Here is a 26,446-nt window from a genome sequence, read left to right as displayed (position 1 = left end):
ATTAGCGTTTCCTCCTAGTTGCATGGATTGGACGCTTACTGATTTGTTTCTGATTTGTACGTTTCAACGGTTTAGAGGGACGCCTAATGATTTTCCTACTATTTTTTGGTCGAGAACGTTCTTCATTGATAGGTCGGGTTCCTTTTTTAACAGGTTGTTTGGGATTATCAGTAAAATGCTCTTTTCTGTCTGGACTCGATAACTGTCGTTGTAATTTGAATTGCTTCATATGCTCGCTTTTTGTGACAGGTCTTGTCTTTTCTTTTTGTTGAACAGTTGGGTTCTTTAATCTATCTTGATGTGCAGATTCATTGGCATCATGCGTGACTGGTCGTTCATAACTAGCAGTCTTTCGAGAAAGGGTACGTTTTTTATCCAATGCTTGCCGCCTATCTGCAATGGTTTGACGATGTTTTGCTTGACGGTCTGCATGTGTTTTTTGTCTCTTTTCCTTTGCTTGCTTCATACCTTCTTTAAAATCACGGGCAGGTTTTGTAAGCTGTTCTTTTCCTTGCATCACCGCATATTGAGCAGTAGTAGGTAAATCATGTAGTTGTTCTTTACGATGATCTATATTTGCACGGAACTGACTTTTCGCACCAAGCACTTTTCCTGTGACTTGACCTACTTTCTGACTTAAAGATGTTGATTTCGTGCGATCAGTTGGCCGTTCTTTGTTATTTTTTGTAGTCGATGTTAACCGTTGCGATGGGCGTAGGGGAGAGAACGAGCCTTTTGTTTGCTTTGATTTTCCAACCATTGCCCCGACCGTTGCTCCAGCTGTTGCCCCTGCAAGGGTGCGTCCGATTGTTCGCTGCAATCGACGACTGCCACGATTGAACATTCGGTAAGGACGACGCATGACTTGACGTCCAACTTGTTGCGAATCATTACTTTGCAGTTTAAACATGCTCATAATGTCACCGAGTTTCATGTAAATCCCTGCAAACGTCACGATCTGCAAAAAGGCAATCAAGAAAAATGGAAAACTTGTTGTTAAACTGTAAAGCATGGATGAAATACTAAAAGCAACTGTAATAATGAGCGTGATACCAGCCCGAAGCATAATTACATTAAACAACTTCATAATCGCCTGCTTTCCCATGTTTTCAAAGGTGGGTATCATGGAAAGTAGAAAACTAATTGGTAGAAACATCGCATAGATAATAAACAATATTTGCGAGAAAATCATAATTCCCGATAGTAGAAACACGAAAATAGAGATACCGATATTAAACAGAAATAAAAAGAAGACCATTCCTAAACGTGTGGTGGTCTTCGTAATGGTTAAGTTTTTATTGTCGTGATCTTCAATTTCTGCTTTGACAGCATCTTCACGATCTTTCCCGTTATTCGTATCAGGATTGATAGAAACTAAGTTTTCAACACGTTCTTCGCCAATCGTTTCTTTATCCGAATCATCAAATTGTAATAACATCCAAGGCTGTTCCACTTGAATAGAAAAGAGGTTATTCCGTATCATATCGACACTATCTTTTCCTTGGCTACTCGAATTCGGCATCAAGATTTTAGTACCTAAATCTAAACTTGCTTGACTAATATCTGCTGAAAAGTCATTAATTTTAGCGATATACGTTGGGGCATAGGCAATAAAGGAGGCCGACAAAATAAAAACGACTAAAAAGTTAAGGATCGCTCGAATCGCTTTCGTCGTTTCTCGTTTCATTAAACCTGTATAAGCCACGTAAATTCCAATGACTAAAATGAAAAGAAGCAAGAAGCCTACATAAAATCCTGAACTGCTGAAACCACTTGCCGTAATTCCAGCTAATGTTTGCATGTTTTTGCCGATGGCATCTGCCGTTTGTGAAATAAAATCGAGAGAATAAGCTTGTTGGATTAAGTAGCCTGTCGCATTTGATAAATATAAGCTAATAATCCAAATGAAATTAGTGATTGTATATAAGCCATACATGACCTGTTTACCTATGCCATCATCCCAGTTCCACGGCAACCAATCCCAACCCGAATCCACGTAGAAATCTAATTGATAATGGTCAAGTGGGTACAAGGAATAGAGATTATCTTCTGACACCGTATCATCAACTAAGCCAGCTGCTTGAGCTAATGTTCCAAGTAAAAGAAGACATAGAAAAACGGCAGTACCAATAAGTACCACCGTTAAGACAATCTTTTTCCATTTTTGTTTTTTCAAATTAATCGCCACCTTTCTTCTCCTGTGTCGGTGGACGCGTGTCAAAAGCATAAAACAAATCTTCAAAGACAGGATGGACTTGAATAATCCCCACACGCCCATATAAGTCTTGAATTAAACATTGTCCGTTTTCCAGTTCCCGTAATCGCCTTTGATTCGATTCATCTTCCGCATCCACACCAAAGAATTGAAGAGTTTTCTTTATTTCTGTCATATCTCTAGAACGAAAGGCGAACTTTACACCGATGTTATTCTTCAATTTTTCATCGGTTAAATCGTCCGCATTCTGTGTAACAAAGTAGACACCAGCATTCATCGCACGCCCTGCACGTACTAATTTATTTGAAAGTGTTTTTCCTTGTGCGACTTGTAGAAATGACCAAGCTTCATCTAAGTCCACGATTTTAAATACGCTACGATCTGAATGAATAAAGTCTAGTGCAAAAGTGGAAATGACAATCAACATGGCGACACTCAAAAGTTCCATGGTTGTATATTCTTCAAAACTTGTTTCTGCGTCTGGTAACACCAAATCCGCAACTTGAATGATATTCAACTGTTTTTCTAAACTAATCGAATTTTCCACTGTACCATCCGAAAAGAGTAGGTGGGCAAAGTCATAATCCGTAAAACTTTCGATATGGTCAGCGATGGGACCAGCTAATGGATTGGGGTCACTTCTTAATTCATGAATCACGAGAAGCAAACCACGTTCCTCCTGTTGACCAACAGCTCGAATCGCTCGTCGTAATACAGGGAATTTATCTCCATCCCGACTCGATATACCTGTGAGAAAGGTAAGAATATCAATCGCAAGACTTTCCGAATCCTTTTTCTTTTTCATGATGACAAAAGGGTCAAGTAGTCCTTTATTGCTTTCCTCACTCGTTAAATTAACAATATTTATTTCATGAGCAATTTCAGGCAACATTTCTTTCCATCTTCCTCGTTCCGCCTTTGGATCAACAATGAGTGCTTGACCACCAAAGAGAACGGCATAATAAACAAGCAGGTTATTAGAAAAAGATTTCCCACCACCAAGTGAACCTAAGAATGCAGAAGCTAACGCATTGGTGACAGAACCTTTCACGCCTTGACTAGCTAGGCTTGGATTGAGATAGACATTTCTTCCTGTGTCCAAGTTGTAGCCAAAATAAATCCCTTCCGTTTCTCCGAGCATTTGCGTTGCGCCAAACCCAAGACCTGCCAAAAAATCAGATGTAACATACTGAATATAATCATTCATATACCGCTTACTGGCTGGGATAAATTCACTGTGTAAACCAATCATATCTCCAAACGGACGAACAAGTTTTACGTTCAAATCATCATAAAAATCTTTTACCTCATTACAACGCTGTTTGAGTTCATCCAAGTTAGGGGCAGATACTCGAATGACATAGCTTAACTTATACATTGCTTCTTTACTTTGATCGAGCACATCTTCTAATTCATTGACCTGTTCCAATGCGTCGATGACATTGCTGCCTGTTTCGTTATCGGATTCCCAGGCATGATTATCCAAGTCTTTAAGTTCCTTTTTCTTGTTCCGAACGGTAGACAATGCTTTTTTGTTTGTTACAATTTCCACGTTCATGGAGGTATCTATTGGAAAATCAAATTGTTGTTGTTGATAATAAAAGATTTCATCCGATGGAAATTCCAAATCACCGACAATGGAATTAATCGTAAAGTAGGCCACATATGTTGTTTGTTCTTCCTGTTCGATTTTTAAATAGCGTTGGTTTTCCTCAATTAAACAACGGGACGGTTTAATCAGATCATATCGTTTCACTAAAGTTTCCCTTTTAAATTTCTTTAGAGGGAGAGCATAATCATACTCGTCATAAGCCATTCCAGTTTGTCCATGAAGATGTTCAATCAAATAACCAAAGTCATTTTTATTTAAAGGGCGGATCTTAAAACGTCTCGATATTTTGTTTTGTAATAAAGATTCCATTTTAGAGAAACGTCTCATTTCTTCATGCGGTATGGAAACAAAATCTCCCATCAGGTGATGGTTTACATCACGGACAAATGAAGAAAGTGAATTTTTGATGTTTTTCCCTATTGATTTCATATTGACTTCTTCTTCATTGAGTAACAGTTTAAAACCGATAAAGAAACGATAATCGACTTGGTGTTCACCAATCATCGAAACAAGTGCCTCTGTTTGGTCGTCAATCCGTTCATAAGCAACCTCTTGTAATCGTCCTATGACTAATTCTTTGCTTCGTTCTTGTACCGAGCGAATACTACTAGCGGTACTGATCTGTAAAGCATGAATTTTGCCGTCTTGATTTTGTGCGATTAATTGGCGAAAGTTATCATGCACCTGTACTTTTTCATCCTCCGATAAAAAGGAATAATTATATGGCAACAGCTCATAATACGCAAAACATTCACCATCATGGTTGAAAACGAGATTATTTTCAAGGTATTTAATCGGATAACGCATGGACTTCACTCCTAACAGCGGTGATATTTTCATTTACTTTCACACGTTGTAGTTTGATAGGTTTTCCTGCATAGGTGACTTTTGGTCTAAACCAATATGTCAATGCAGACTTGAGAAAGCTATACGGTTTTTTACCATCGAATGTTTTTTGACTCATAAACCAAGTCAAACCAATTGGAATTCCAACATATTTTAATAACGCCCCATCAATCAAGGAGAGGGGAGGGAGGTTTCCAAGTAGCATGACAGCTAAAAGAGAAAGCACAAACCATGACATTTGGTTAAAGGTCACTGGGAAAGGTAATCGAAAATCATTAATTGCGTAAATCACTTTTTCAACTGACCAAATACGTGTATAACTTTTTAATTTTTTCATTTATTTCGTTCCTTTCTATATTTGAGATAAAAAATAGCAGTAAACTATTTTAAAGTTCACTGCTAAATTTTTTAATTGTCCAATAAGTCATTCATTAGTGTGTCTGCAATTACATCTTCCGTATACTTTCTAATATTTCTTACATTAGTTAATTGAGGTAACGCCTTCTCTATTTTTTGCATTATCAATGTTTGATCTAATTTTTCAATAAATTGTTTTTTCATGTTTTTGGGATTGATAAACTCGTTAATCATTCTCTCTGCAATTTTCTTTTTATCTTCATCTGTAAAATCAGTAAAGTGAATAAACCCATCAAATCTACTTAATAATGCATTATCTATATTTTTCTCCATATCTTGTATAGACTGTAAATTTGAAGTACAGATTATTATAGAGTTACTAACATCTACAGTAAAATTTTGATCAGAATAAATTCCTTCGTCAAACATTTGAAAAAATGTAGTTTGAAAAAAGGGAGGTGCTAGTGCAAACTCATCTAATAATATAACGTTAGAAGTTCTATTGAGCAGATGCTTTGAAAAAGAATCTTCACTATGGGAAGTAGATTTGAAAAACCTAACACTTGAATCTCCGCCTACCATCGTCATTTGTTCACGTAAAAGTGTTCCTTTTGTATATAAGGTGGTAGATAAATATTTTGCAGTTTCTGTTTTACCAATTCCAGGATTTCCATAGAACATTAGTACCAACGGCTTTTTTGTTGGTCTAATCATTTGTGCTATCAATTTCCGGCATATTGCCTTTTTTGCAATAGTTTGGCCAATTATATTTGAATCAAATCCTTGTTGTACTTTTCCTATTTGGGTTGCATTAATTTTAGGATAACTATAATTCTTTTCCTTGACAGTTCCTTCCATTTGCTTCAATTTGTCATAAAAAAACTTTGGTGGATTATTGATTATTAAGGTGTTTATACTGGAATAACTTTCAAATATCGATACTATATTATCGATGTTTTCAAATACATGTGAGTTGATTCCTGAGCAATCTTCTAGGGTAATAACACACGTTTCAAAATCTTCATCTAAATTTGATATCACAGATTCTAGCGTTATATCCTTAGTCCAATTACGAATAATTCGACTGAAAAATATTTTATGTTCGATTGGTTGTATTCTCTTGTTGAATTTTGTTCTTGGTTCATAATAAATTTCAATATTCATTTTTATACTCCTGCTAAAATAACATCTATTATTTCGTAAGTAATTTGCGTAGTTTGTTCTTCATCAAAGTCTAATCCTGTTTTTGTGGTATTATGTGGGGTCGTCATATTATCAATTTGGTGTTCAAATTCTAGGTTGGTATCTAATGATTCGCCTACCTTAACTCCAAATAATGTTAAGTCCATTTTGGTTAAGTCATTTAAATTATAATTATTTCGTAATCCTGCAATATTAAACCTTACGATTTTTTTCTTGCCATTTTTACATATACAAAGAAGATCGTAATATCCTGAAAGTGAATCTAGGGTATCCTCAATTCCTTTAATATTGATACCGCTGAAGTTTTCTTTATCTTCAGCGCTTAAAGTATTTAATTTATTAATATCATCAATCATATGCAGTATAGGGACTAAATTCCTAAAATATGCAGAAGAATCCTTAGGTATAATAAGTTGATGATTCTCTAATTTAGTAATTTTTTGATTAGTTTTGATTATATCCATAAAGCTACTAATTAAAGTACTAGTAATTTGAGTTTCAATAATATTGTTTTTCTGATGGGAAGCATTTCCAGATAGTTTTAATCTAGCAAAATTAAATATACCCTTATTTACAGATGCTCCTGCTTCCACTTGAGCTGCTGTCTCATTTAGTTTTTTGATTACTACAGATTCCATACCTTCTTTTTCTAACTCCAATAAATCTACAGCTGCTTGCTCATCAAAATATACAATTTTCCCGAACTTCTCTTTCGATTTCTTCGACATAGTGTATTCTCCTAGCTATATTTAATAGATTAATTATAGCAAGGACTTGTTATTTTATATACTCAAATACGCCATGTGGAGTGACGAGGAACTCTCCATTAATCTCTAAATCTCGACCTAGTGCGCGATAATCAATATAATTTTGCAAATTAGCGGGTACTTCACCAAGCATTCCTGTTTCTTCTACATAATAACGAGCCACATCTTCCATATCCTCACAATCGGCATAACAAATAATATCGTCTTGATGTTCCATTAGTTCTTCCAAACTATCAAACCAGTAGCTTTGAATTTCAGAAAGTTCATGATAAATCGGAGAGCCTTCTAATTCTTGTACCATGGCACATAAACGATTGATTTCAGAGATTGGTGTATATTCATCAATCTCAAACGGCAACTCGTAATCGTGCACGGCATATTCTTCATATTCCCCATTTAAACCGATTTTTTCTTTCATATCTTCTATATCAATAGGTGGCGTAAACCAAGCGCCAACCAATTCTCCCTCATTGTATTTTCCGAGGTTGGCAATGTAAACTTGCATTTCCATATTATGCACTTCCTTTTCTTAAAAATAGACATAAAAAAAGCATCAACATTTTATCTGTTGATACACTAAATTGAATTGTTTATCCCTACCGCACTACCGTTTGGTCCACCATTTTTTTGTAAAACATAAGAACACCACTTATCTTTTACAAAAAAAACGGTACAATTTAAGACCCTATGATTCGATTGAATAGGCTTAACAATACATCTTTCACTCCACTTGCATTAAAAACTAATCCCACCGCAATTAACGCAACAATCAAAAAGCCAATCAATTTGGAGAACTCACGCTTAAATCCTAAATAAATTCCAATCACAACAATTGCCATCAATACTAAAGACTGTGCATTACTTAAAAACCAGTTGTATAAATTTTGACCAAAATTCATTTTTCTTTCTCCTTCCATCTTCTAATACTTTGTCACTTGACGCATACATTCGAAAAACCATAGAAACACTCCACCAATAACGGTAAACAAAATCAATTTCAATAGTTTCATGGAATCTCTCTAATCTATCATTTAATTACTTCTTCTGTCGCAAGCGCCTGTTGTATCAACAATTGTTGATGACGCTTGGTTAACTTTGCCCGATCTAACATATCTTTTATCACAGTCGTTTGATTGATTTCATCAAGTTTAGTCGCTAATTTCCAAATAGGGGCAACTTGTCGAGCTAACCATCTGAGCGTTTTATCGAACGTATAAGGTTCAGGTTTTGTGGTTAATGAGATTTTTCTGTTTACACCTAAATCTAAAAATCGTTGCCATTCTTTATTGATTTTCCAACTACTACGACGTTTTTTCTCGTCCTTATCGACAAAACGAATATACCGATTAATAATCGAAAAGGCAGTTCGTCCAGCATCTTCATACACCATTAAATCTACAACCGCATGATAGGCACGATCATTCTTTAAACGAATTTCAAAACGGTTCTTGGTGTCTGTATCTTCCAGTGATGTGCCGTGCTTTACATATTGTTCGTAATCCTTCTCATAGGCGCAGAAGTATACATCACTTTTTAACGAACCGATATATAACGTATTGCCCATATCAGGCTTTTCTTCGCTTTGTACCAATTCACCAGAACGATAGCTTTTAAAACTACGAAACACAGAGATACATTCTTCATTTCGGCATTTTTGAGTTAGAAACGGAATATCCAATATACCTGTCTTATCGTTTATCGCAAGGTCAATTCGTTTAAATACGCCACCAACGCGAAACACATCCATAAAAAAATCAAACCACGTTCGCTGTTGGGCTAGTAGAAAATTTTCAAATTGCCTACATCCTTTTCCTTTGAGTTCGAGTAAACAACCTTTGTCCTCATCAGGCGAAACCATCACCACAATATCGCCAAAGACATATTGTTCAAGGTAAGAATAAAACGCATAATCTTCATGTAACATGTATTCCATTTTCAATTTCAAAATCTCTTCAATGACAGGCTTTGGATTGGTTGTTAAAAAGCGAATTCTCACATAATCAAACAAGATTTCTAAAGGAGCGTCTGGATTAAACTGTTCTAAAACATTGAACAAAGTATTTTGTAATGTCTGAGTAGGAGTCACTTTTCCTGTTTCAATTTCACTAATATATTGTCTTGAAATACCTACATGAACAGCCAATTTATTTTGTGATACACCGTATTCCATTCGTTTTTCTCTTAATTGTTGATACCAAGTTTCTTGATTCATGCGCATCCCTCCAAACTAAAAAAAGATGTCAACTAAAGTCTAAAAGCTGACATCTTCTTCATATGCTTCAAACCGTTGTGCCATCAAGCTTTGTTCGGCTTTTGGAACAGTTTCCTATTGTTTTTCTACCCCCCTGTTAGAAACGGGGGGTAAAGCGTGGCTATCGCCACGCAGGCTTCGCCCAGCACAGCGGTTTTCGCTTCGCACACCGCAGCGCTGGGCAGCCTTTATGACGCTAATTTACCAATTTCTTTTAGAAAATCATGTCCTTTTGGGACAAGCGGTGTATAAAATTCAGAAATAACGTTATCCCCTTTATCGACATAGCCACGACCTTTAATCTGTTTTAAGAAAAACTGTTTTTGCACGTCGCTGCTAAACATCATTCCATATCCGAGCTCACTCATACGACCTAAAGCAACCCGAAAATTAAACTGATCTCGAATCCCATCTCCAAGATATTTTGCATCTGGCCGTTGACAGGCAAGAATAAGGAAAAATCCAGCTTGTCGTCCTAACATAACAATTTGTTTTAGCTTGGTTAACACCGCTGTATTTTCCTTAGAAGCAAGCATTTCCATAAATGCCACGTACTCGTCAAAAATTAAAAAGTGAGGAGATAAGCCTAAATAAGCATAGTTTTCTCCTGTCTTATAGTTAGGCATCTGTTTCATTTCTTCACTACGAGCCATCATAGATTCATAAAACTCATCGATACAGGTTATCATATCTTCCTTTTTGTAGTACACATCAGGCATAACGGTAGCTAAGTCGGCTAAATCGGCATTTTTCGGATCTAAAATATACAATTTTGCATCTGTTTTGAGTAGCGCTTCAATCAATGTAAGAATAAAATAGCTTTTTCCTCCGCCTGTTCCACCAGCAATTAACATATGGGGAAGCTTATCATACTCCCAATCCATTGACTTCATGAGCTTTAAGCGTCCATTTTGTGCAACAACTTCATCAATCGAAATACGGTTCGCAATCATATCATAAAAAAGAACATACTCCACATAGGAATCATGTAACTCTTTTGATACCAATTCACAATACAGGCCACTTTCTAATTTCTTTTCTAAATTTAAAAGTGGTTCTTGATATTTTCCGAGTGTAATTTCTACTTGAATATAAAGCAACCCTTTTTCAAACCGATAATACATCTTTGGAAAATGACTGATTTTTTCCTTTGTTTTATTGGATGGAATGTCCTTAAAGAAGCTCTCTTGTGTAACTTGTTTCGTTTCGTACCAGCCATTTTCCAGAATCATTTTTGCAAGCTTTTGACGGTGAATAACTTGTTTTATTTTGTCATATCGATAGCGATAATAGAGATACGCGCATCCAGCGGTTACAGCTAGGCTTATTAACAAGGTCACCAATCCATACGTGCTGATAAAGTGTGCTTGAAACACATCCAATTTCCACGTGGTAGAGAGTAAAAATGACAGATGAAAAGGGATAAAGGAAACGAGCCATACGCTAGACAATCCAAAGAATACAAATTGAAAAACGAGAGAAGCATCTTTTTCCTTAATGCGTTTCCCTCGTCTTCGGAAATTCCTCATTATTTATCCTTAGTTGGCGCAGGTTTTGAATCATTACCGCCTTCCGTTACTGCTTTTCCCTTTAAAACCAAATCATCCGCCTTAATGTACCAATCGACATCCGCACCACGGAATGTTGCATTTGCAACAGTATCTGCGACAGGATTAATAAGCTCTACTTCCGCATTATAATCAAATTCTTTCAATGGAACAGAAACAGGAATACTCACTTGAATCATGCGCCCTTGTTCACGAGACTTTAAATCATAGGTGCGTTCCTTTACTTCTGATGATACTGTACCATCTTCGTTTTGAAGAAACACTTCGCGTCGTAATGCAGAAAATTTTAATAAGCCAAATGTCTTTTCTTTATCGATTACAATTCCTTGTGCTAATCTCATTTCTTTTTCCTCCTTATGCTTTTACCATGTCATCTGCATGTAAGATATAATTTGTGAAACCACGATCCCCAATTTTATAACCTTCTGCGGTAATACGTGGGTTTATCAACTTGACATTTTCCTCGGCTTCAAAGAATTTTTCCCCAGCCTCTTGTGGGAGAATCACCTCAATATCATCTGCACGTTGAATATCGGAATATAGGTTATATCTGCGAGACAGTGTAGTCATACGTCCATTGATCCGTCGCTGTTCGACTTTCCCTTCTCCTGCGTATTCTAAATTTCCAAAAGTCTTTTCCATGTTTGGAATAACATGTTTCAATTCCATTATCTATTACCTCTTTTCTTATTTTTATTTTCACTTATGCATCAATGTGGGAATCAAAGTAAGAAGGGAGGAGAACGAGAAATGTTTATTGTAATCACTCCTTACGCTTCTTGAAAACGATAATCTACACGTCCATAAATCACACACCAAAAAACAACCATCGTCTCTCCTTGTTTGTCACGTATCAATTTCCCGTAAGGAAAAAACGGAAAGTCTTCAATCTCAATCTCATTTAAAACAAAATGATCGTCTATCCATTCCATCACCTTTTCTTCATTTCCTTCCAAAGAAACCACTCCCCTCATTGTTTTGCCAATAAAAGAGCGTGACGGATGCTAATTACCACACGCTAAAATTTGTCATAAGCTACCCTTTTCTAAAGAAAGACTACTTTCCACTTCATTTCCCCACACATCCCAATTTGGAGAAATTTGTCTGGCGAACAATTCAATGCGTGGTAAATCTCCCATCAGTTCTACAATTTGTTCTCTAGCGATGTCTGGTTTCTTACTGTGTCCTTCGACTGGGCTAACAATTAACTGATGAACCCTCTTCGATACTCTTTTGGGACGACCTTTTACAGCTAATAAGCAAATTTCAGCATTCGAGCGTGTCCAGTGACCCAAGCCAAAGAAAAAGCCATTCCCTGATTTATTTTGTTTCACCCAAACAAAAGCAACTGTTTTGAACGTAAACCCCCATGCAGCGATAACTTTTAACGCCTCTTGTAACATAGGGAAGGTTGCCCACAAAAATAAAACACTATCTTTGTGAGAGATAGTATTAATAGGTAGATTACAAATGTCTTTCAAGCTCATTGTGCGATAATGATTTTCTGCCACTCCACTTCCTTTATTTTGTCGATATTGCCACGGTGGATCAGCATAAATAATGTTGTATTTCATATGTCACCTCTATTCTTAATTTTTAGGCATAAAAAAAAGACGCTCATTTTAATTGAACGTCTATAGACAATAGAATCTATTTAATTTAAAATTATTATTTTCTTGTGTTCCCACACCCCAGATTAATTACCACCGAAACAGTAATGTGATTTTTGAGTATCTTATTTCTAGTTTTTTCACCATCTGATACAAAAACGAAATGCTTGTGAAAGTGCTTAAAACTAAGGATTTCTATAAAGTTTGGCGTTGTAGCAACGATACACACTCCACATGATTCGTCTGCGGAAACATATCTACTGGTTGAACTTCTTTCGTTTCATATCCACCATCTTCTAAAATTCTTAAGTCACGAGCTAATGTAGATGGGTTACAAGAAACATACACAATTCGCTTAGGCTCCATCTCGACCATTGCTTCAAGAAACTCTGGTTCGCATCCTTTTCTCGGTGGATCAACGACAATGACATCGGGATTAAGTCCTTCATTTTTCCACTCTGGCATGACCTTTTCCGCTTCTCCTACAACAAATTCAACATTCGTTATCCCATTCAACTTAGCATTATTTTTCGCATCATTAATTGCTTCTTGAACGACTTCCACCCCATAAACTTTCTTTGCCTTTTGGGCTAAGAATAAAGAAATCGTTCCAATTCCACAATAGGCATCAATGACCACATCATTTTTATCAATATTGGCCACTTCTAATGCTTTTTCATATAATACCTTTGTTTGATATGGATTCACTTGATAAAAGGACCTTGCTGAAATGGCGAATTTAATATCACCAATGGTGTCATAAATGTATTCCTCTCCCCATATCACTTTCGTCTTTCTACCTAAAATAACATTGGTTCGCCTATCATTAATGTTATGAACGATTGATTTCACATGTGGAAAAGTTTCCGTTAGTTGACGGATGAATTCTTCTTGATGTGGTAGTTTTTTAGTTCGAGTAACTAAAACAATCATTGTTTCATTCGTTTCTCTGCCTGTACGAACCATAATATGTCGTAGGACGCCTCGGTCTGATTTTTCATCATAGGCTTCGATTCCTAATTGATTCGCTATTCTACGTACAGCATGGACCGAACGATCATTTACTTCATCTTGAATAACACATGTTTCCATATCATCGATTATATCGTGACTGCGCATCCGGTAGAATCCAGTTATCAACTCACCATCACGATTCCCAACGGGAATCTGTACTTTATTTCTATAACGCCATGGATCCTTCATACCGATTGTCGGGTGAACGGGTACATGTTCAAGGTGAGCAATTTTCTTCATAACATTTTTTACTTGATTCCGTTTCATTTCAAGTTGCAAATCATAGCTCATATGCTGAAGTTGACATCCACCACATTGATAAAATACATTACATGGTGGCTCCACTCTATCTTTGCTTTTCTTTGTAACCTCTAATAACTTTCCATAACCAAAGTTTTTATTGACCTTCACTACTTTAACCGTTGCCTCTTCCCCTGGTAATCCATAAGGTACAAAAAGCGGATACCCATCTATTTTTCCAACACCGTTTCCTTCATGGGTGAGGTCTTCAAACGTTAATGTGATTGTTTCATTTTTTTTAACTGGAGCTGTTTGTTTCGCCATTAAGTTAATCTTCCTTTTTCGAACATATAATGGTTCTATCTTATCATATTTTGAACGGGAAAGGCATTTCTCATACTTTCATGTTTTCTGTCTTCGTTTAAGTGTGAAACCCAGTATTTCATACAAAAATCAATAGGCTATTTGTTTGTAAGAAGCTCATCAGTAACTTCAATCGGTATTCATCTACCTGTAAGTGACCGTGTGGCGATTTCTTTGCTGTACTCGGTCGTTCATCTAACCTATAAGTGACCTTTTGACTTTTATTTTCCTGCATTCGGGCACTCATTCTGCCTATGAGTGACCTTTTGACTTTCATTTTCCTGCATTCGGGCACTCATTCAACCTATGAGTGACCTTTTAACTATTATTTTGCAGTATTCGGGCACTCATACATTCTATAACGATAACTTTTCTACATTTGGTCGTTCATCTCTTTGATGCGTTTTGAAATTTTCTTACTTAAAACAAAAAGAAGGCTGTCTACTCTTCAGCCTTCTCTTCCTCTTTAATAAATTCTTTCGGTACCATAAATTCGATATGTTGTTTTAAGTTAATAAATTCTCCAGGCAAAAGACCGCCATATTCACCGTCTATGTTCAGTTGCATTTTTTCTTGTGGTGTTACGGTTATTCGTTTTGCTTGTTTATAGATGACATTGGGATCATCTAAATGTGCGCCACGTATAGCTAGTGTAGCGATACGTAAAAATTCGGCTAAATTCACCTTTTTTAATATAATTAAATCAAAATATCCATCACTTAAATCAGCGCTTGGTGCTAACTTTTCGAAGCCACCTACAGAGTTGGAATTAGATACTAAAAATATCATAATATCTTCATCAATTACGTTTCCATCATATTCTATTTTTACTCTCGCAGGCTTCAGGGAAGGAAGCATCTCGATTCCTTTCACATAATAAGCCAACTGCCCAATAACTGTTTTTAATTTCGCCGGAACATCGTAAGTTAATTCGGTTAATTTACCTCCACCGGCTATGTTTATAAAATAATGTTCATTTACTCTGCCGATGTCTAAAAGTTGTGAGTGCCCTTCGACAATAATATCTACCGCTTTTTTAATATCCCGTGGAATATGCAATGCTCGTGCAAAGTCGTTTGTAGTCCCCGTTGGAATAATGCCCAGCTTTGGACGATGATTTTGTTCAGCTACCCCATGAATAACTTCATTGATGGTTCCATCTCCACCTGCAGCTATAACTAAATCAAAACTCCTCGAAAGTGCATATTTTGCTGCCTCTTCAGCATCTCCTTCTTCGCCAGTAGTTGCATGAGCAGATGTTTCATAACCAGCTAATTCCAATCTTTGCAATACGTAAGGTAATTCCTTTTTAAATATTTCACGACCTGATGTCGGATTATAAATGATTCTAGCCCTTTTCATTTTACTTCCTCCCTCCTGCAACATTTGCTTCTTGTTAATTTATAAAGAAGACTTCCACAGTGGGGATTTTCCTTCATCCCCCATTGATGGTTAGTCGCATTTATCGGACCTTTATGGGCAGTTAATCTTCCACCTATCTTCTTTGTTTTGTGGTGGGGGTCTTACTGCCCATTTAGGTCGGATAAATTGTTTACTTTGTACAGTAAGGCAAAAAAGCTGTCCTTTGTATTTAGTTAATCACTTCGTTTATTTGTTTTGTATAGGGCTTTACAATTCGCAATAATTAGTTTACCCATTCTATCATAGTCTCAAAAAAACTATTTGGCAAATAAGAGAGTACAAGCTTTCTTATTTGGCTTAACAAACTTGGCATTGGCTAAACTCTTTTAGTAAATGGGAAAGGTCTATACTTTCCCGGCTACTAAAAAAGTTTAGACTACGATTTAACTAAAATCGTAGTCTAATCCATTACTTTCATTTAACGTTTTTCAATTTCTTCTTTAAGGATTTTGTTCGCCATTGGCGGGTTAGCTTGCCCTTTTGATGCTTTCATAATTTGTCCAACTAAGAAGCCAAGCGCTTTTCCTTTACCCGCTTTAAAGTCTATAATAGATTGTTCGTTTTCATCCAAGACTTTGTTTACAATTTCTTTTAATTGTTCAGGGTCAGAAATTTGTACAAGTCCTTTTTCCTTAACAATCTTCTCAGGATCTCCGCCTTTTTCAACAAGCTCAGAGAATACCTTCTTCGCGATCTTAGAAGAAATTGTTCCATCTTCAATTAGCTTAATCATAGATGCTAATGCTTCAGGAGTAATCGCTAAATCATGAAGTTCTTTTAAATGTTTATTCATGTAAGCAGAAACTTCACCCATTAACCAGTTAGATGCTTGTTTAACATCTGCGCCATGGCCAACTGCTTCTTCAAAGAAGTCTGCCATTTCTTTGGAACTTGTTAATACATTCGCATCGTATTCCGATAAACCAAGCTCCTTCACATATCGCTCACGGCGCGCATCTGGAAGTTCTGGGATTTCTGCACGAATACGTTCTTTCCACTCTTCATCAATATAAAGTGGAATTAAATCCGGTTCTGGGAAGTAACGGTAATCATCAGAACCTTCTTTAACCCGCATTAAAATTGTCTCTTTTGTTTTCTCATCGTAACGACGGGTTTCTTGAAGAATTTCTCCACCTGATAATAGAACTTTTTCTTGACGTTTTTCTTCATACTCAAGTCCTTTTTGTACAAAGTTAAAGGAGTTTAAATTCTTTAATTCTGTTTTTGTACCAAATTCTTCTTGACCAATTGGACGTAAAGAAATGTTCGCATCACATCGTAGGGAACCTTCCTGCATTTTCACATCAGATACACCTGTGTACTGAATAATGTTTTTCAGTTTTTCTAAATATGCATAAGCTTCTTCTGGAGTGCGCATATCGGGTTCAGAAACAATTTCGATTAATGGTGTTCCTTGACGGTTAAAGTCAACATAAGAATATCCGTCATCACCGTGAGTTAATTTACCAGCATCCTCTTCTAAGTGAAGACGAGTAATACCGATTTTTTTCTTCTTGCCATTTACTTCAATTTCAATCCAACCATGTTCCCCAATCGGTTGATCAAATTGGGAGATTTGGTAAGCTTTCGGATTATCTGGATAGAAATAGTTTTTACGGTCAAACTTCGTATCTGTTGCAATTTCACAGTTTAAAGCCATCGCAGCTTTCATAGCGAAGTTTACTGCTTCTTCATTTAAAACTGGAAGTGTTCCAGGATAACCTAATTCAATTGGGCTTACATTTGTATTTGGTTCAGAGCCAAATGCATTCACACTTGGGCTAAATATCTTAGATTTTGTTTTTAATTCTACGTGTACTTCTAGACCTATAATTGTTTCAAAATTCATTAGTTACTACCCCCTAGTTGAGGTCGTTTTGTATGAAAATCTGTTGCTTGTTCAAAAGCATGTGCAGTACGATATACAGTGCTTTCATCGAAATGTTTTCCAATAACTTGTAAACCAATTGGTAAACCTTCGTTTGAGAATCCACATGGAATAGAGATCCCTGGGACACCAGCTAAGTTTACTGGAATGGTTAAAATATCATTTGCATACATGGTTAATGGATCATCAATTTTTTCTCCAACTTTAAATGCTGGCGTTGGAGTTGTTGGTCCAATAACAACATCGTATTCTTCAAAGATTTTATCGAAGTCATTCTTAATTAATGTACGAACTTTTTGTGCCTTTTTATAGTAAGCATCATAGTAGCCGGAACTTAAAGCAAATGTTCCAAGCATGATACGACGTTTAACTTCTTGTCCAAATCCTTCACTACGAGAATTCTTGAACATATCAATCATGTTATCTGCGTTTTCTGTACGTACACCATAGCGAACCCCATCAAAGCGCGCAAGGTTAGCAGATGCTTCAGATGAAGATAGGATATAATAGGTTGCTACTGCATATTTAGAATGTGGTAGAGAAACCTCTTCCCATGTTGCACCAAGTGACTCATATACGTTTAATGCATTCATCACCGCTTCTTTAACTTCAGGGTTTACCCCTTCTGCTAAATATTCTTTCGGTACTGCAATTTTAAGTCCTTTTACATCATTTGTTAAAGCATCTGTATACTTAGGCACGTCCACATTTGCGCTAGTTGCATCCATCTTGTCATGTCCAGCAATTACTTCCAATACACGTGCATTGTCTTCAACGCTGCGTGTAATTGGTCCAATTTGATCAAGGGAAGAAGCAAATGCTACTAAACCAAAACGAGATACACGACCATATGTAGGTTTCATTCCTACCACACCACAAAATGCTGCAGGTTGGCGAATAGAACCACCAGTATCAGATCCTAAAGAGTATAATACTTCTCCTGCTGCTACCGCTGCTGCAGATCCACCACTAGATCCACCTGGAACATGATCTGTATTCCATGGGTTTCTGGTTGGAGTATAGCTTGAGTTTTCATTAGATGAACCCATCGCAAATTCATCCATGTTTAATTTACCAATTGTAATTGGTTTTTCATTCGCTAATTTTTGAATAACTGTTGCATCATATAGTGGATCATGGAAGTTATCTAAAAATTGACTTGCACAAGTAGTGCGAAGGCCTTTCGTCACAATATTATCTTTGATACCTTGAGGCATGCCAAAAAGACTTGCAGAAGTATCTGGAGACTCATCTAGTTCCTTCGCTTGTTTTCTTGCATTTTCTTCATCTAATGTTAAAAAAGCATGAACTTCACCGTCTACTTCTTTAATACGTTTGTAAGATTCTTCAACCAAATCTTGAACGGTGATTTCTTTATTATGTAATTTCCCTTCCAATTCTTTAATGGAATGGTCAAATAATGACATATCCTTCTCTCCTCCTTAATCTAGTACACTTGGCATTCGCTAAAGGTAAATAAATGCCTTGGTTGCACTAATGTAAACTTTTGCACTTTCTACTCTGTCAAGATGGATGGTACGCGGAATTGACCGTCTTTTTTGTCTGGAGCATTCTTCAAAGCTTCCTCTTGCGTTATCCATTGTCTTGCTTCATCTTTACGCATCACATTCTTCATTTCTAATACATGGGTAGTAGGTTCTACGTTTTCTGTATCAAGTTCATTTAATTGTTCTGCATAATCAATAATAGCACCTAGGTCTTTTGTTAACTGTTCGACTTCTTCTTCCGTAACAGCAAGTCTTGCTAGATGAGCAACGTGTTTTACTTGTTCTTTTGATATGTCTGCCATGGTTCAACCTCCAAACCGTATTTTCGTTATATAAGGTTGTTCAAAAAGTCCGGTGAAAATGGCACTTCCGTTTCCAGTCGGCTCGCGTTTCATCCTCCTTTTTAAACACTCACTATATACATCTCAATATAACCATAATTTATTATTATAACACTATGATAATAGCAGAGATAGCCGTATCTAGGCAAATTTTGTAGAAAAAAATGTTGTACAAAATAAAATGCCGGAAAAGTAAATACTAATCCGGCTCTGTCTTCTTAAAATTAAAGCGTAAAAAATATGAAGATATTAAAAATTAGATAGGAAGTTTCCAATAAAGAAAATCCCTGGCTCCACTTCGATTGCTAAGTCATTTGGTAAAACCGAAAAAGCAACCCCAGTGGCTAGTAGGGCACCAAGCCCTATAATTGCCAATACCCTTTTCATTTATGTAGCCTCCTTTTTTATATATTAGCAATTTGCCTATAGGCAAGATTGACCACTTTATAATACTTAGCCGCATCCTTGTATCGCTCTTGTTTTTCAAAGAAATCTGCAAGTAGACTACTAAATATAATAATATTTGCGTAGTCTTTTGTTTTCTTTAGGTAAGGTAAAAGCTCGTTAACCATTACGTTTTCAAATTTTCCCCATTCCTCATTTAAAAGATGGTGATAAATATGAATCGTATAATGGCACAACGTATGTGTTTCCTCTTTTAATTCTTTCATTAATTCGAAGGCAATATGTATGGTTTCTTTTGCCTCTTCATATCTTCCAGCTTGATAGTACTCACTTACGGATGATGCTAAGGTAGTTAATCTGCTAGACGGTGAAACTTCGCTATCATTCAATACTTCTAGATAATGTTTAATTGCTTCCTCTGAATCTCCTTTTACAGAGTATAAATGACCAAGGTTTTGGTTCGTTAATTGGATAATAGCTTTATTATTGTTCAATTCACCTAAATGTAATGCTAAATTATAATTTTTTATAGCTTTTTCATACATTCTAATTCTTCTGTAGGATATCCCTAAAATATTATGACATTGGGCACAGCGAACAAAGTTATATTGTTTCATATAAACTTCTAATGCCTTATTCGCAAAGTCAATAGATTCTAATGTGTTTCTCAGCTTGCTATGTGTAACTGCCAAAAGATAGTAGACATCTGCTATCTCATGTTCTTCTAAGTTCGTAAACTTGAACAGCGTTTCTGCCTGGTTGTACATTTCTAAGGCATTACTGTAATCCTCTTTAACAGAATAATAGTTTCCTCTATACTTAAACCAATAGAACTTATGTATATTGTCAAAGTCATCGCTCATTTCATTGAGCTCTTCCATTTTATTATAAGCTTGGGATGTCTCCCCAATCAAGAGGTAATACCTAATTTTATGTATTTCAAACAGGAGTATATAATCAGATATATTGGTATCCATTAATTCCTGTAGTTCTTTATAGGTAACAATAATATCCTCTTTATCGTTCACTTCAAAAAGCATGCTAAACCATTGGTCACATTTCTCTTTAATTATGGGCTCTTTACTCTTGTCTACGTTAATACCAAGCTTATTACAAAGTAACTGAATAATTTCAGGACTTGCTTGGGTTTTTAGATTTTCAATTTTGGACAAGTAGGATACAGAAACGATACCATCAGCTAATTCCCCTAGTGTCATTCCTTTTTTGGTGCGTTGCAGTTTAATAAAAGATCCAATCTCTATCAAAATACCCATCCTATCCTATTAAGCATGAAGTTTTCATTATATGTATTCGATTCACATTATATCATAGGTACTATAGTTTTAAATTAGGAAAATTATAATGAGATACCTTAAGTAATTCATTAATTCTTGTGAGTCTTCTAAAACAAAAAATCATCACCCGTTTATTAAGGTGATGATTTTTTTATTAATCATATATATGAACTTCCGGTTTTTCTTTTCCTGCATCTCTGTAGATTAAACTCTCCGCACCGGCGCTTGAGGTAATCTGTACTTCTAAATCATAATTCTTTGGAAACATGTCTTGAACTAGTCCGTATGCATATTGAGTAAATCCTATTATTTCCCCTTTACTATAAAACTCAAGTGGGATTTCGATGGTAAGCTTTTGTAAATCATCGTTAATGTAAAAGCCCTTTCCAATGTATCCGACATAATTAGGGAAGAATTGTGCAATTTCATTTCCAAAGCTATTAATTATTTCATTATCATCTGTATAATCCTTTTTCGCCTCATCCGATGGGAAAAGAACATTTTTTTCATTTATTTTATCCCAGTTATCTATTTTGTTTTTTCCAACTGGAACCACTGTTTTGGAAACGAAATTTCCTGGTACAGGGGAATTCGTTTCCGCTTCCCTAAACAAGGCAATCATAATAGGTACATCTGGGAAGTTTTCCATACTCTTTAATTCGTCCACCACCGCTTGTGCTACCTCTTGACCTTTTTCGATCATATCTTCCATAGGGATTTTTTCGTATTGATATGGTCCACCAACTTCTGTCTGGAATCGATAAACGGATTTTAATGCAATTCCTATAGAAACCCCAGCTAGCTCAACCGTATTTTCCTTTTCGTTTCTTTTCATATAATTTTGTTCTAAGATATGTGTCAAGTAACGAGGATTCTTTTTGTAAACTTCAGCTTTTTCCTCGTCCTTTAATCCTTTGATTTTGTCCTCATTTACCTTTGGATTTAATTCATCAATCAGTGAAAAGAGAGATTCATTATTGAAATATTGCCCTTCTTGATAAAACAGCTCACTCGGGTCAAAGATTTCCTTAGATTGGCGCATGAGTCCTTCTTCCAGTTCATCAATATCCACTCGGTTTCCCATTTGGTTCGTAATGACCCCTCTCGCCTCACTTGTCTGAAACGGAAGAATAATACGGTACGTTTCATCGGTCAATTGATAGCTTGGAACAATGGACGTTTGTTGTTCTTTATTTTCGTTTTCTTGCACTACTTCCTCTTGATCATTATTTTTCGGTGAACAGCTCGCAAGTAGTAGGAGTGCGATAATTAATATGGTACTTATTCTTTTCATTATGAATTACTCCCTAATGCTTCTTTTAATTGTTCTTCATTCCAAATCGTAATTCCAAGTTTTTGGGCTTTATCATATTTAGACCCAGCGTCCTCACCAGCGATAACGATATCGGTTTTCTTACTGACGCTTCCAGTAACAGAACCACCCAAAGCCTCAATTAATTCTTTGGCTTCGTTACGGGTATAGTATTCCATCTTACCGGTTAAAACAATTGTCTTTCCAGCGAAGATACTTACTTCATTTCCTGTTTCAACTTTCTTAGGGCCTTTATATTCCATATGGACTCCTAAGTCTTTTAAATCCATTAATAACTTTTGGACATGTTCTTCCTGGAAATACTGAACAACGGCATCTGCCATCTTTTCTCCAATTTCATCTATTGCAACGAGATCCTCATAGGTTGCTTGCTCTAATTTTTCCATGGTTTCAAATTCCATTGCGAGTGTTTTGGCAGCTTTGGCACCGATAAAACGAATTCCTAATCCAAATATCAATCGTTCCAACGAATTCTCTTTGGATGCTTCTATTGCATGTAGAAGGTTTTGAACGGACTTTTCACCCATTCTTTCTAACTTCAACAATTGTTCACGGTCTAGACGGTACAAATCAGCAAACGTCTGAATGAGTCCGTGTTGAAATAGCTGGATGATTACTCTTTCGCCTAATCCATCAATATTCATGGCGTTACGTGATACAAAATGAATTAATCCTTCTGTCAATTGGGCAGGACAACTAGGATTGATGCAGCGCAGGGCCACTTCACCTTCTAGTCTTACGAGTTCACTCCCACACGCAGGACATTCTTTAGGCATATGAAACTCCTTTGCATCAGCCGAACGCTTCTCCTCCACGACACGGACAACTTTTGGAATGATATCTCCCGCTTTTTTTATGACAACCATATCTCCAATTCGAATATCTTGCTCGCGAATTAAATCTTCATTGTGTAAAGAAGCGCGTTGCACGGTTGTTCCCGCAATTCGAACTGGTTCCAAAATAGCAGTTGGTGTAATGACTCCAGTTCGACCAACACTTAATTCGATATCGATTAGTTTAGTCATTACTTCTTCAGCGGGGAATTTATAGGCAATAGCCCATCTTGGACTTTTTGCTGTGTATCCTAATTCCTCTTGTTGTTCCAAACTATCTACTTTGATTACAATTCCGTCAATTTCATAGTCGAGGTTAGGGCGCTCTTTCGTCCAATGCTCTACAAATTCCATTACTTCTTCAATTGATGAGCATTTTCTCCACTCCGGATTCGTTTTAAAACCCAGTTCTTTCAGTTTCTCTAATCGACCACTATGTGTAGCAATATCATTGTTTTCCCATTCTCCAACCGCATAAAGAAAAGTATCTAAATGACGTTTAGCTGCTATTTTGGGATCTAATTGGCGTAGAGATCCAGCTGCTGCATTTCGTGGGTTTGCAAATGGTTCTTCCTCATTTTCTTTTCGTTGTTCATTCAATTTCAAAAAGGATCTGTGAGGCATAAAAGCTTCCCCACGCACTTCTAATGTCTCCGGTTCTTTCAACGTTAATGGGACACTACGAATGGTTTTTAAATTATTCGTAATATCTTCTCCAATCGTACCATCCCCACGCGTTGCGCCACGAACAAACTTACCATTTTCATAAGTAAGAGAAACTGCAAGCCCATCAATTTTTAATTCACAAACGAAAGAGACTTCTCCATCTACTCCTTGACTAGCGCGTCTTGCAAAGTCTCTTAAATCTTGTTCATTGAAGGCATTTCCTAAGCTGAGCATTGGAACACGATGCTCCACTTTAACAAATCCCTCCAGAGGTTCTCCACCAACACGCTGGGTTGGGGAGTCCTCTGTAATCAAATGAGGGAATTGCTCTTCTAACTTTTGTAGTTCTCTTAGTTTTTCATCATATTCTGAATCAGGTACCGTTGGCTGATCTAACACATAATATTCGTGCGCATACTGATTCAGTAAACTTTTTAGTTCCGCTATTTTCGTTTGTGCTTGCTTTTCATCCATAAAGAAGCACACCTCCTACTGTTTGGTAATCGGAGCAAATTTTGCCAATAACCGTTTAATTCCGGTTGGGGCCGGAAATGCAATATCTAATTCCATGGAGTCCCCTTCTCCTTGTACTTTTACAACCGTACCTGTTCCCCATTTTTTATGAGTCACTTTATTTCCTGGTGCCCATTCTTCACTTTCAGCTCCAGTTGTTTTCTGCATACGTACTGCTTGTCGCTTAGGTGCTGGGGTGTCTTTTCTCTGTCCAAATGAAGAAGAACCATAGGTGAATGAGTTCAGTTGTTCCAAACCGTCTAATAGATCTTTGGGAATCTCGTTAATAAAACGACTAACTGGATTCATACTTGTTCTACCAAATAAGGTCCGCATCTTGGCATGTGTAAGGAAAAGGATTTTCTCTGCTCGAGTTATTCCTACATAAGCCAGTCTTCTCTCTTCTTCCATTTCCTCTTGATCCATAATCGAACGACTATGTGGGAAAATCCCTTCTTCCAAACCAATGAGGAACACAACAGGAAACTCAAGCCCCTTTGCAGCGTGCAATGTCATCATGGTAACTTTTTCTTCATTATCTGGATCTTCCTCATCCACTTTATCGATATCCGCAATAAGCGCTAAATCAGTAAGAAAGGCAACTAATGTCTTATCTTCAGCACTAGCTTCAAAGTCTTTCGTTACCGTCATAAACTCTTCTAAGTTCTCTAAACGTGACTGAGATTCAAGTGTATTTTCATTTTTAAGCATCTTCTCATAGCCTGTCCGTTGCAATATTTGTTCAACCATATCCGTAGCTGTTAAAAATTCTTGTTGTTGAGATAATGTTTCAATCAACTGGCCAAATTCAACTAATGCATTTGCCGCCTTCTTAGATACACCAGTAAAATCAACTTCCTTTACTACTTGGAAGAAAGAAAGATCGTTTACCATTGCATAAGCTCGTAGTTTTTCAATAGAGGTTTTCCCTATTCCACGTTTTGGCTCATTCACGACACGTTCAAAACTTATATCATCATCTGGGTTTGTAATTAGGCGTAAGTAAGCAAGCATGTCCTTAATTTCTTTTCGATCATAGAACTTTGTGCCACCAACCATTTGATAAGCAATTCCTGATTTTACAAACGTATCCTCAATGGCACGGGATTGTGCATTCGTACGGTATAAAATCGCAATATCACTTGGAGAATACCCTTCTTTTGTTAATTCTTGTATTTTATTTGTGATAAATAATGCTTCATCTTGCTCTGTTGAACCTTGATAATAATTGATTTTTTGTCCATCTGGGTTTTCTGTCCAAAGATTTTTTGGTTTACGTCCAGGGTTGTTGGCTATCACTGTATTAGCTGCTTGTAGAATGGATTTTGTTGAACGATAATTTTGTTCTAGAAATACCGTTTTTGCTGTTGGATAATCTTTTTCAAATGATAAGATATTCGTAATATCTGCTCCACGCCAACGATAGATGGACTGATCTGAATCCCCTACTACACATAAATTTTGAAAACGACTCGCTAATTGTTTTACTAAGAAGTATTGCGCATGGTTCGTATCTTGATACTCATCCACATGGATATATTGAAAACGGCGTTGATAAAATTCTAGCACTTCAGGTACACGCTTGAATAATTGAATTGTCAACATAATTAAATCATCGAAATCAAGTGACTGGTTTTTTTGAAGCATTTTTTGATAGCCTTCATAGACTTGAGCCACTTGCCTGTCATAGAAATTCCCAGCATTCTTACTAAATTGTTCATGGGTAATTAATTCGTTCTTTGCAGCACTAATTTGCCCAATCATGGCACGTGGGTCAAATTTTTTCGGATCGATGTTTTTATTTTTTAAAACCTGTTTCACAACAGATAATTGGTCACTACTGTCTAGAATGGTGAAATTTCTATTATAACCAATCCGATCGATGTCTCTTCGTAAAATACGAACACACATGGAGTGGAATGTAGAAACCCACATATACTCACTATCAGGGCCAACTAATCTGCGGACACGTTCTTTCATCTCTCTTGCTGCTTTATTCGTAAACGTAATTGCCAAAATATTGCGTGGTGCCACACCTTTTTCACCAATTAAATAAGCAATTCGATGTGTTAATACTCTTGTTTTCCCTGATCCAGCACCAGCCATAATCAATAACGGGCCTTCTATTGTCTTTACCGCTTCTCGTTGTTCTTTATTTAATCCTTTCAATAAGTCATCCATCGTCTGACTCATTTT

At 36.5% G+C, this 26,446-nt stretch carries 23 protein-coding genes; all 23 read right to left on the bottom strand.

Features of this window, described 5'->3' with window-relative positions; translation table 11 throughout:
- Position 1: 1 nt before the first annotated feature.
- Complete coding sequence (locus tag MHI02_RS04420; RefSeq protein WP_061785325.1) at positions 2 to 2,227, bottom strand: CD3337/EF1877 family mobilome membrane protein; 2,226 nt, start codon at positions 2,225 to 2,227, stop codon at positions 2 to 4.
- Complete coding sequence (gene tcpF, locus MHI02_RS04415) at positions 2,178 to 4,634, bottom strand: conjugal transfer ATPase TcpF (protein WP_061785324.1); 2,457 nt, start codon at positions 4,632 to 4,634, stop codon at positions 2,178 to 2,180. The genes MHI02_RS04420 and tcpF overlap by 50 nt, the downstream gene beginning before the upstream one ends.
- Positions 4,618 to 5,010: a conjugal transfer protein gene (locus tag MHI02_RS04410; protein ID WP_061785323.1), complete on the bottom strand. Its 393-nt coding sequence runs from the start codon at positions 5,008 to 5,010 to the stop codon at positions 4,618 to 4,620. The genes tcpF and MHI02_RS04410 overlap by 17 nt, the downstream gene beginning before the upstream one ends.
- Positions 5,011 to 5,081: 71 nt before the next feature.
- Positions 5,082 to 6,194 carry an AAA family ATPase gene (locus tag MHI02_RS04405; RefSeq protein WP_061785322.1) on the bottom strand — a complete coding sequence of 371 codons (1,113 nt, stop codon included), beginning with the start codon at positions 6,192 to 6,194 and terminating at the stop codon, positions 5,082 to 5,084.
- 2 nt (positions 6,195 to 6,196) lie between these two features.
- Positions 6,197 to 6,961 carry a DUF6414 family protein gene (locus MHI02_RS04400; protein WP_061785321.1) on the bottom strand — a complete coding sequence of 255 codons (765 nt, stop codon included), beginning with the start codon at positions 6,959 to 6,961 and terminating at the stop codon, positions 6,197 to 6,199.
- Between the two features lie 49 nt (positions 6,962 to 7,010).
- Entirely contained in the window at positions 7,011 to 7,511 is a 501-nt protein-coding gene (locus tag MHI02_RS04395) for an antirestriction protein ArdA (RefSeq protein WP_061785320.1), read from the bottom strand.
- A gap of 166 nt (positions 7,512 to 7,677) precedes the next feature.
- Positions 7,678 to 7,899 carry a hypothetical protein gene (locus MHI02_RS04390; protein WP_061785319.1) on the bottom strand — a complete coding sequence of 74 codons (222 nt, stop codon included), beginning with the start codon at positions 7,897 to 7,899 and terminating at the stop codon, positions 7,678 to 7,680.
- Positions 7,900 to 8,027: 128 nt separating this feature from the next.
- Positions 8,028 to 9,212 carry a MobT family relaxase gene (gene mobT / locus MHI02_RS04385; RefSeq protein WP_061785318.1) on the bottom strand — a complete coding sequence of 395 codons (1,185 nt, stop codon included), beginning with the start codon at positions 9,210 to 9,212 and terminating at the stop codon, positions 8,028 to 8,030.
- A 227-nt stretch (positions 9,213 to 9,439) separates the two neighbouring features.
- Complete coding sequence (locus tag MHI02_RS04380; protein WP_341165689.1) at positions 9,440 to 10,780, bottom strand: FtsK/SpoIIIE domain-containing protein; 1,341 nt, start codon at positions 10,778 to 10,780, stop codon at positions 9,440 to 9,442.
- Positions 10,780 to 11,160, bottom strand: a complete 381-nt coding sequence (locus MHI02_RS04375) for a YdcP family protein (RefSeq protein WP_061785316.1) — start codon at positions 11,158 to 11,160, stop codon at positions 10,780 to 10,782. The genes MHI02_RS04380 and MHI02_RS04375 overlap by 1 nt, the downstream gene beginning before the upstream one ends.
- A gap of 13 nt (positions 11,161 to 11,173) precedes the next feature.
- Entirely contained in the window at positions 11,174 to 11,488 is a 315-nt protein-coding gene (locus MHI02_RS04370) for a YdcP family protein (protein ID WP_033826676.1), read from the bottom strand.
- A gap of 101 nt (positions 11,489 to 11,589) precedes the next feature.
- A complete protein-coding gene (locus tag MHI02_RS04365; RefSeq protein WP_439950863.1) occupies positions 11,590 to 11,784 on the bottom strand; it encodes a hypothetical protein in 195 nt (64 codons plus the stop codon).
- Positions 11,785 to 11,847: 63 nt separating this feature from the next.
- A complete protein-coding gene (locus MHI02_RS04360) occupies positions 11,848 to 12,393 on the bottom strand; it encodes an MT-A70 family methyltransferase (protein ID WP_061785315.1) in 546 nt (181 codons plus the stop codon).
- A gap of 231 nt (positions 12,394 to 12,624) precedes the next feature.
- Positions 12,625 to 14,007 (bottom strand): 23S rRNA (uracil(1939)-C(5))-methyltransferase RlmD, encoded by a 1,383-nt coding sequence (gene rlmD, locus MHI02_RS04355; RefSeq protein ID WP_341165688.1) that lies wholly within the window; start codon positions 14,005 to 14,007, stop codon positions 12,625 to 12,627.
- A 480-nt stretch (positions 14,008 to 14,487) separates the two neighbouring features.
- Positions 14,488 to 15,408: a diacylglycerol kinase gene (locus MHI02_RS04350; protein ID WP_047185471.1), complete on the bottom strand. Its 921-nt coding sequence runs from the start codon at positions 15,406 to 15,408 to the stop codon at positions 14,488 to 14,490.
- A 478-nt stretch (positions 15,409 to 15,886) separates the two neighbouring features.
- Positions 15,887 to 17,317, bottom strand: a complete 1,431-nt coding sequence (gene gatB, locus MHI02_RS04345) for an Asp-tRNA(Asn)/Glu-tRNA(Gln) amidotransferase subunit GatB (RefSeq protein WP_047185472.1) — start codon at positions 17,315 to 17,317, stop codon at positions 15,887 to 15,889.
- Positions 17,317 to 18,783 (bottom strand): Asp-tRNA(Asn)/Glu-tRNA(Gln) amidotransferase subunit GatA, encoded by a 1,467-nt coding sequence (gene gatA / locus MHI02_RS04340; protein ID WP_341165687.1) that lies wholly within the window; start codon positions 18,781 to 18,783, stop codon positions 17,317 to 17,319. Before gatA ends, gatB begins: the two co-directional genes overlap by 1 nt.
- 89 nt (positions 18,784 to 18,872) lie before the next feature.
- Entirely contained in the window at positions 18,873 to 19,166 is a 294-nt protein-coding gene (gene gatC, locus MHI02_RS04335) for an Asp-tRNA(Asn)/Glu-tRNA(Gln) amidotransferase subunit GatC (RefSeq protein WP_047185474.1), read from the bottom strand.
- Positions 19,167 to 19,454: 288 nt separating this feature from the next.
- On the bottom strand, positions 19,455 to 19,592 hold the full coding sequence (locus MHI02_RS04330; protein WP_157851583.1) for a hypothetical protein: 138 nt from the start codon (positions 19,590 to 19,592) through the stop codon (positions 19,455 to 19,457).
- A 17-nt stretch (positions 19,593 to 19,609) separates the two neighbouring features.
- Positions 19,610 to 20,884 (bottom strand): helix-turn-helix domain-containing protein, encoded by a 1,275-nt coding sequence (locus tag MHI02_RS04325; protein WP_341165686.1) that lies wholly within the window; start codon positions 20,882 to 20,884, stop codon positions 19,610 to 19,612.
- Between the two features lie 175 nt (positions 20,885 to 21,059).
- On the bottom strand, positions 21,060 to 22,199 hold the full coding sequence (locus MHI02_RS04320) for a CamS family sex pheromone protein (RefSeq protein WP_047185476.1): 1,140 nt from the start codon (positions 22,197 to 22,199) through the stop codon (positions 21,060 to 21,062).
- Positions 22,199 to 24,211: an NAD-dependent DNA ligase LigA gene (ligA, locus tag MHI02_RS04315; protein WP_060668986.1), complete on the bottom strand. Its 2,013-nt coding sequence runs from the start codon at positions 24,209 to 24,211 to the stop codon at positions 22,199 to 22,201. The genes MHI02_RS04320 and ligA overlap by 1 nt, the downstream gene beginning before the upstream one ends.
- 15 nt (positions 24,212 to 24,226) lie before the next feature.
- Positions 24,227 to 26,443, bottom strand: a complete 2,217-nt coding sequence (pcrA, locus tag MHI02_RS04310; protein WP_341165685.1) for a DNA helicase PcrA — start codon at positions 26,441 to 26,443, stop codon at positions 24,227 to 24,229.
- Between the last annotated feature and the right edge of the window lie 3 nt (positions 26,444 to 26,446).

It is taken from the genome of Oceanobacillus sp. FSL K6-0118 (genome assembly GCF_038006665.1).
GTDB lineage: Bacteria > Bacillota > Bacilli > Bacillales > Amphibacillaceae > Oceanobacillus > Oceanobacillus caeni.
The sequence above is the reverse complement of the archived record's forward strand: the minus strand, read 5'-3'. Positions and strand labels throughout refer to the sequence as shown.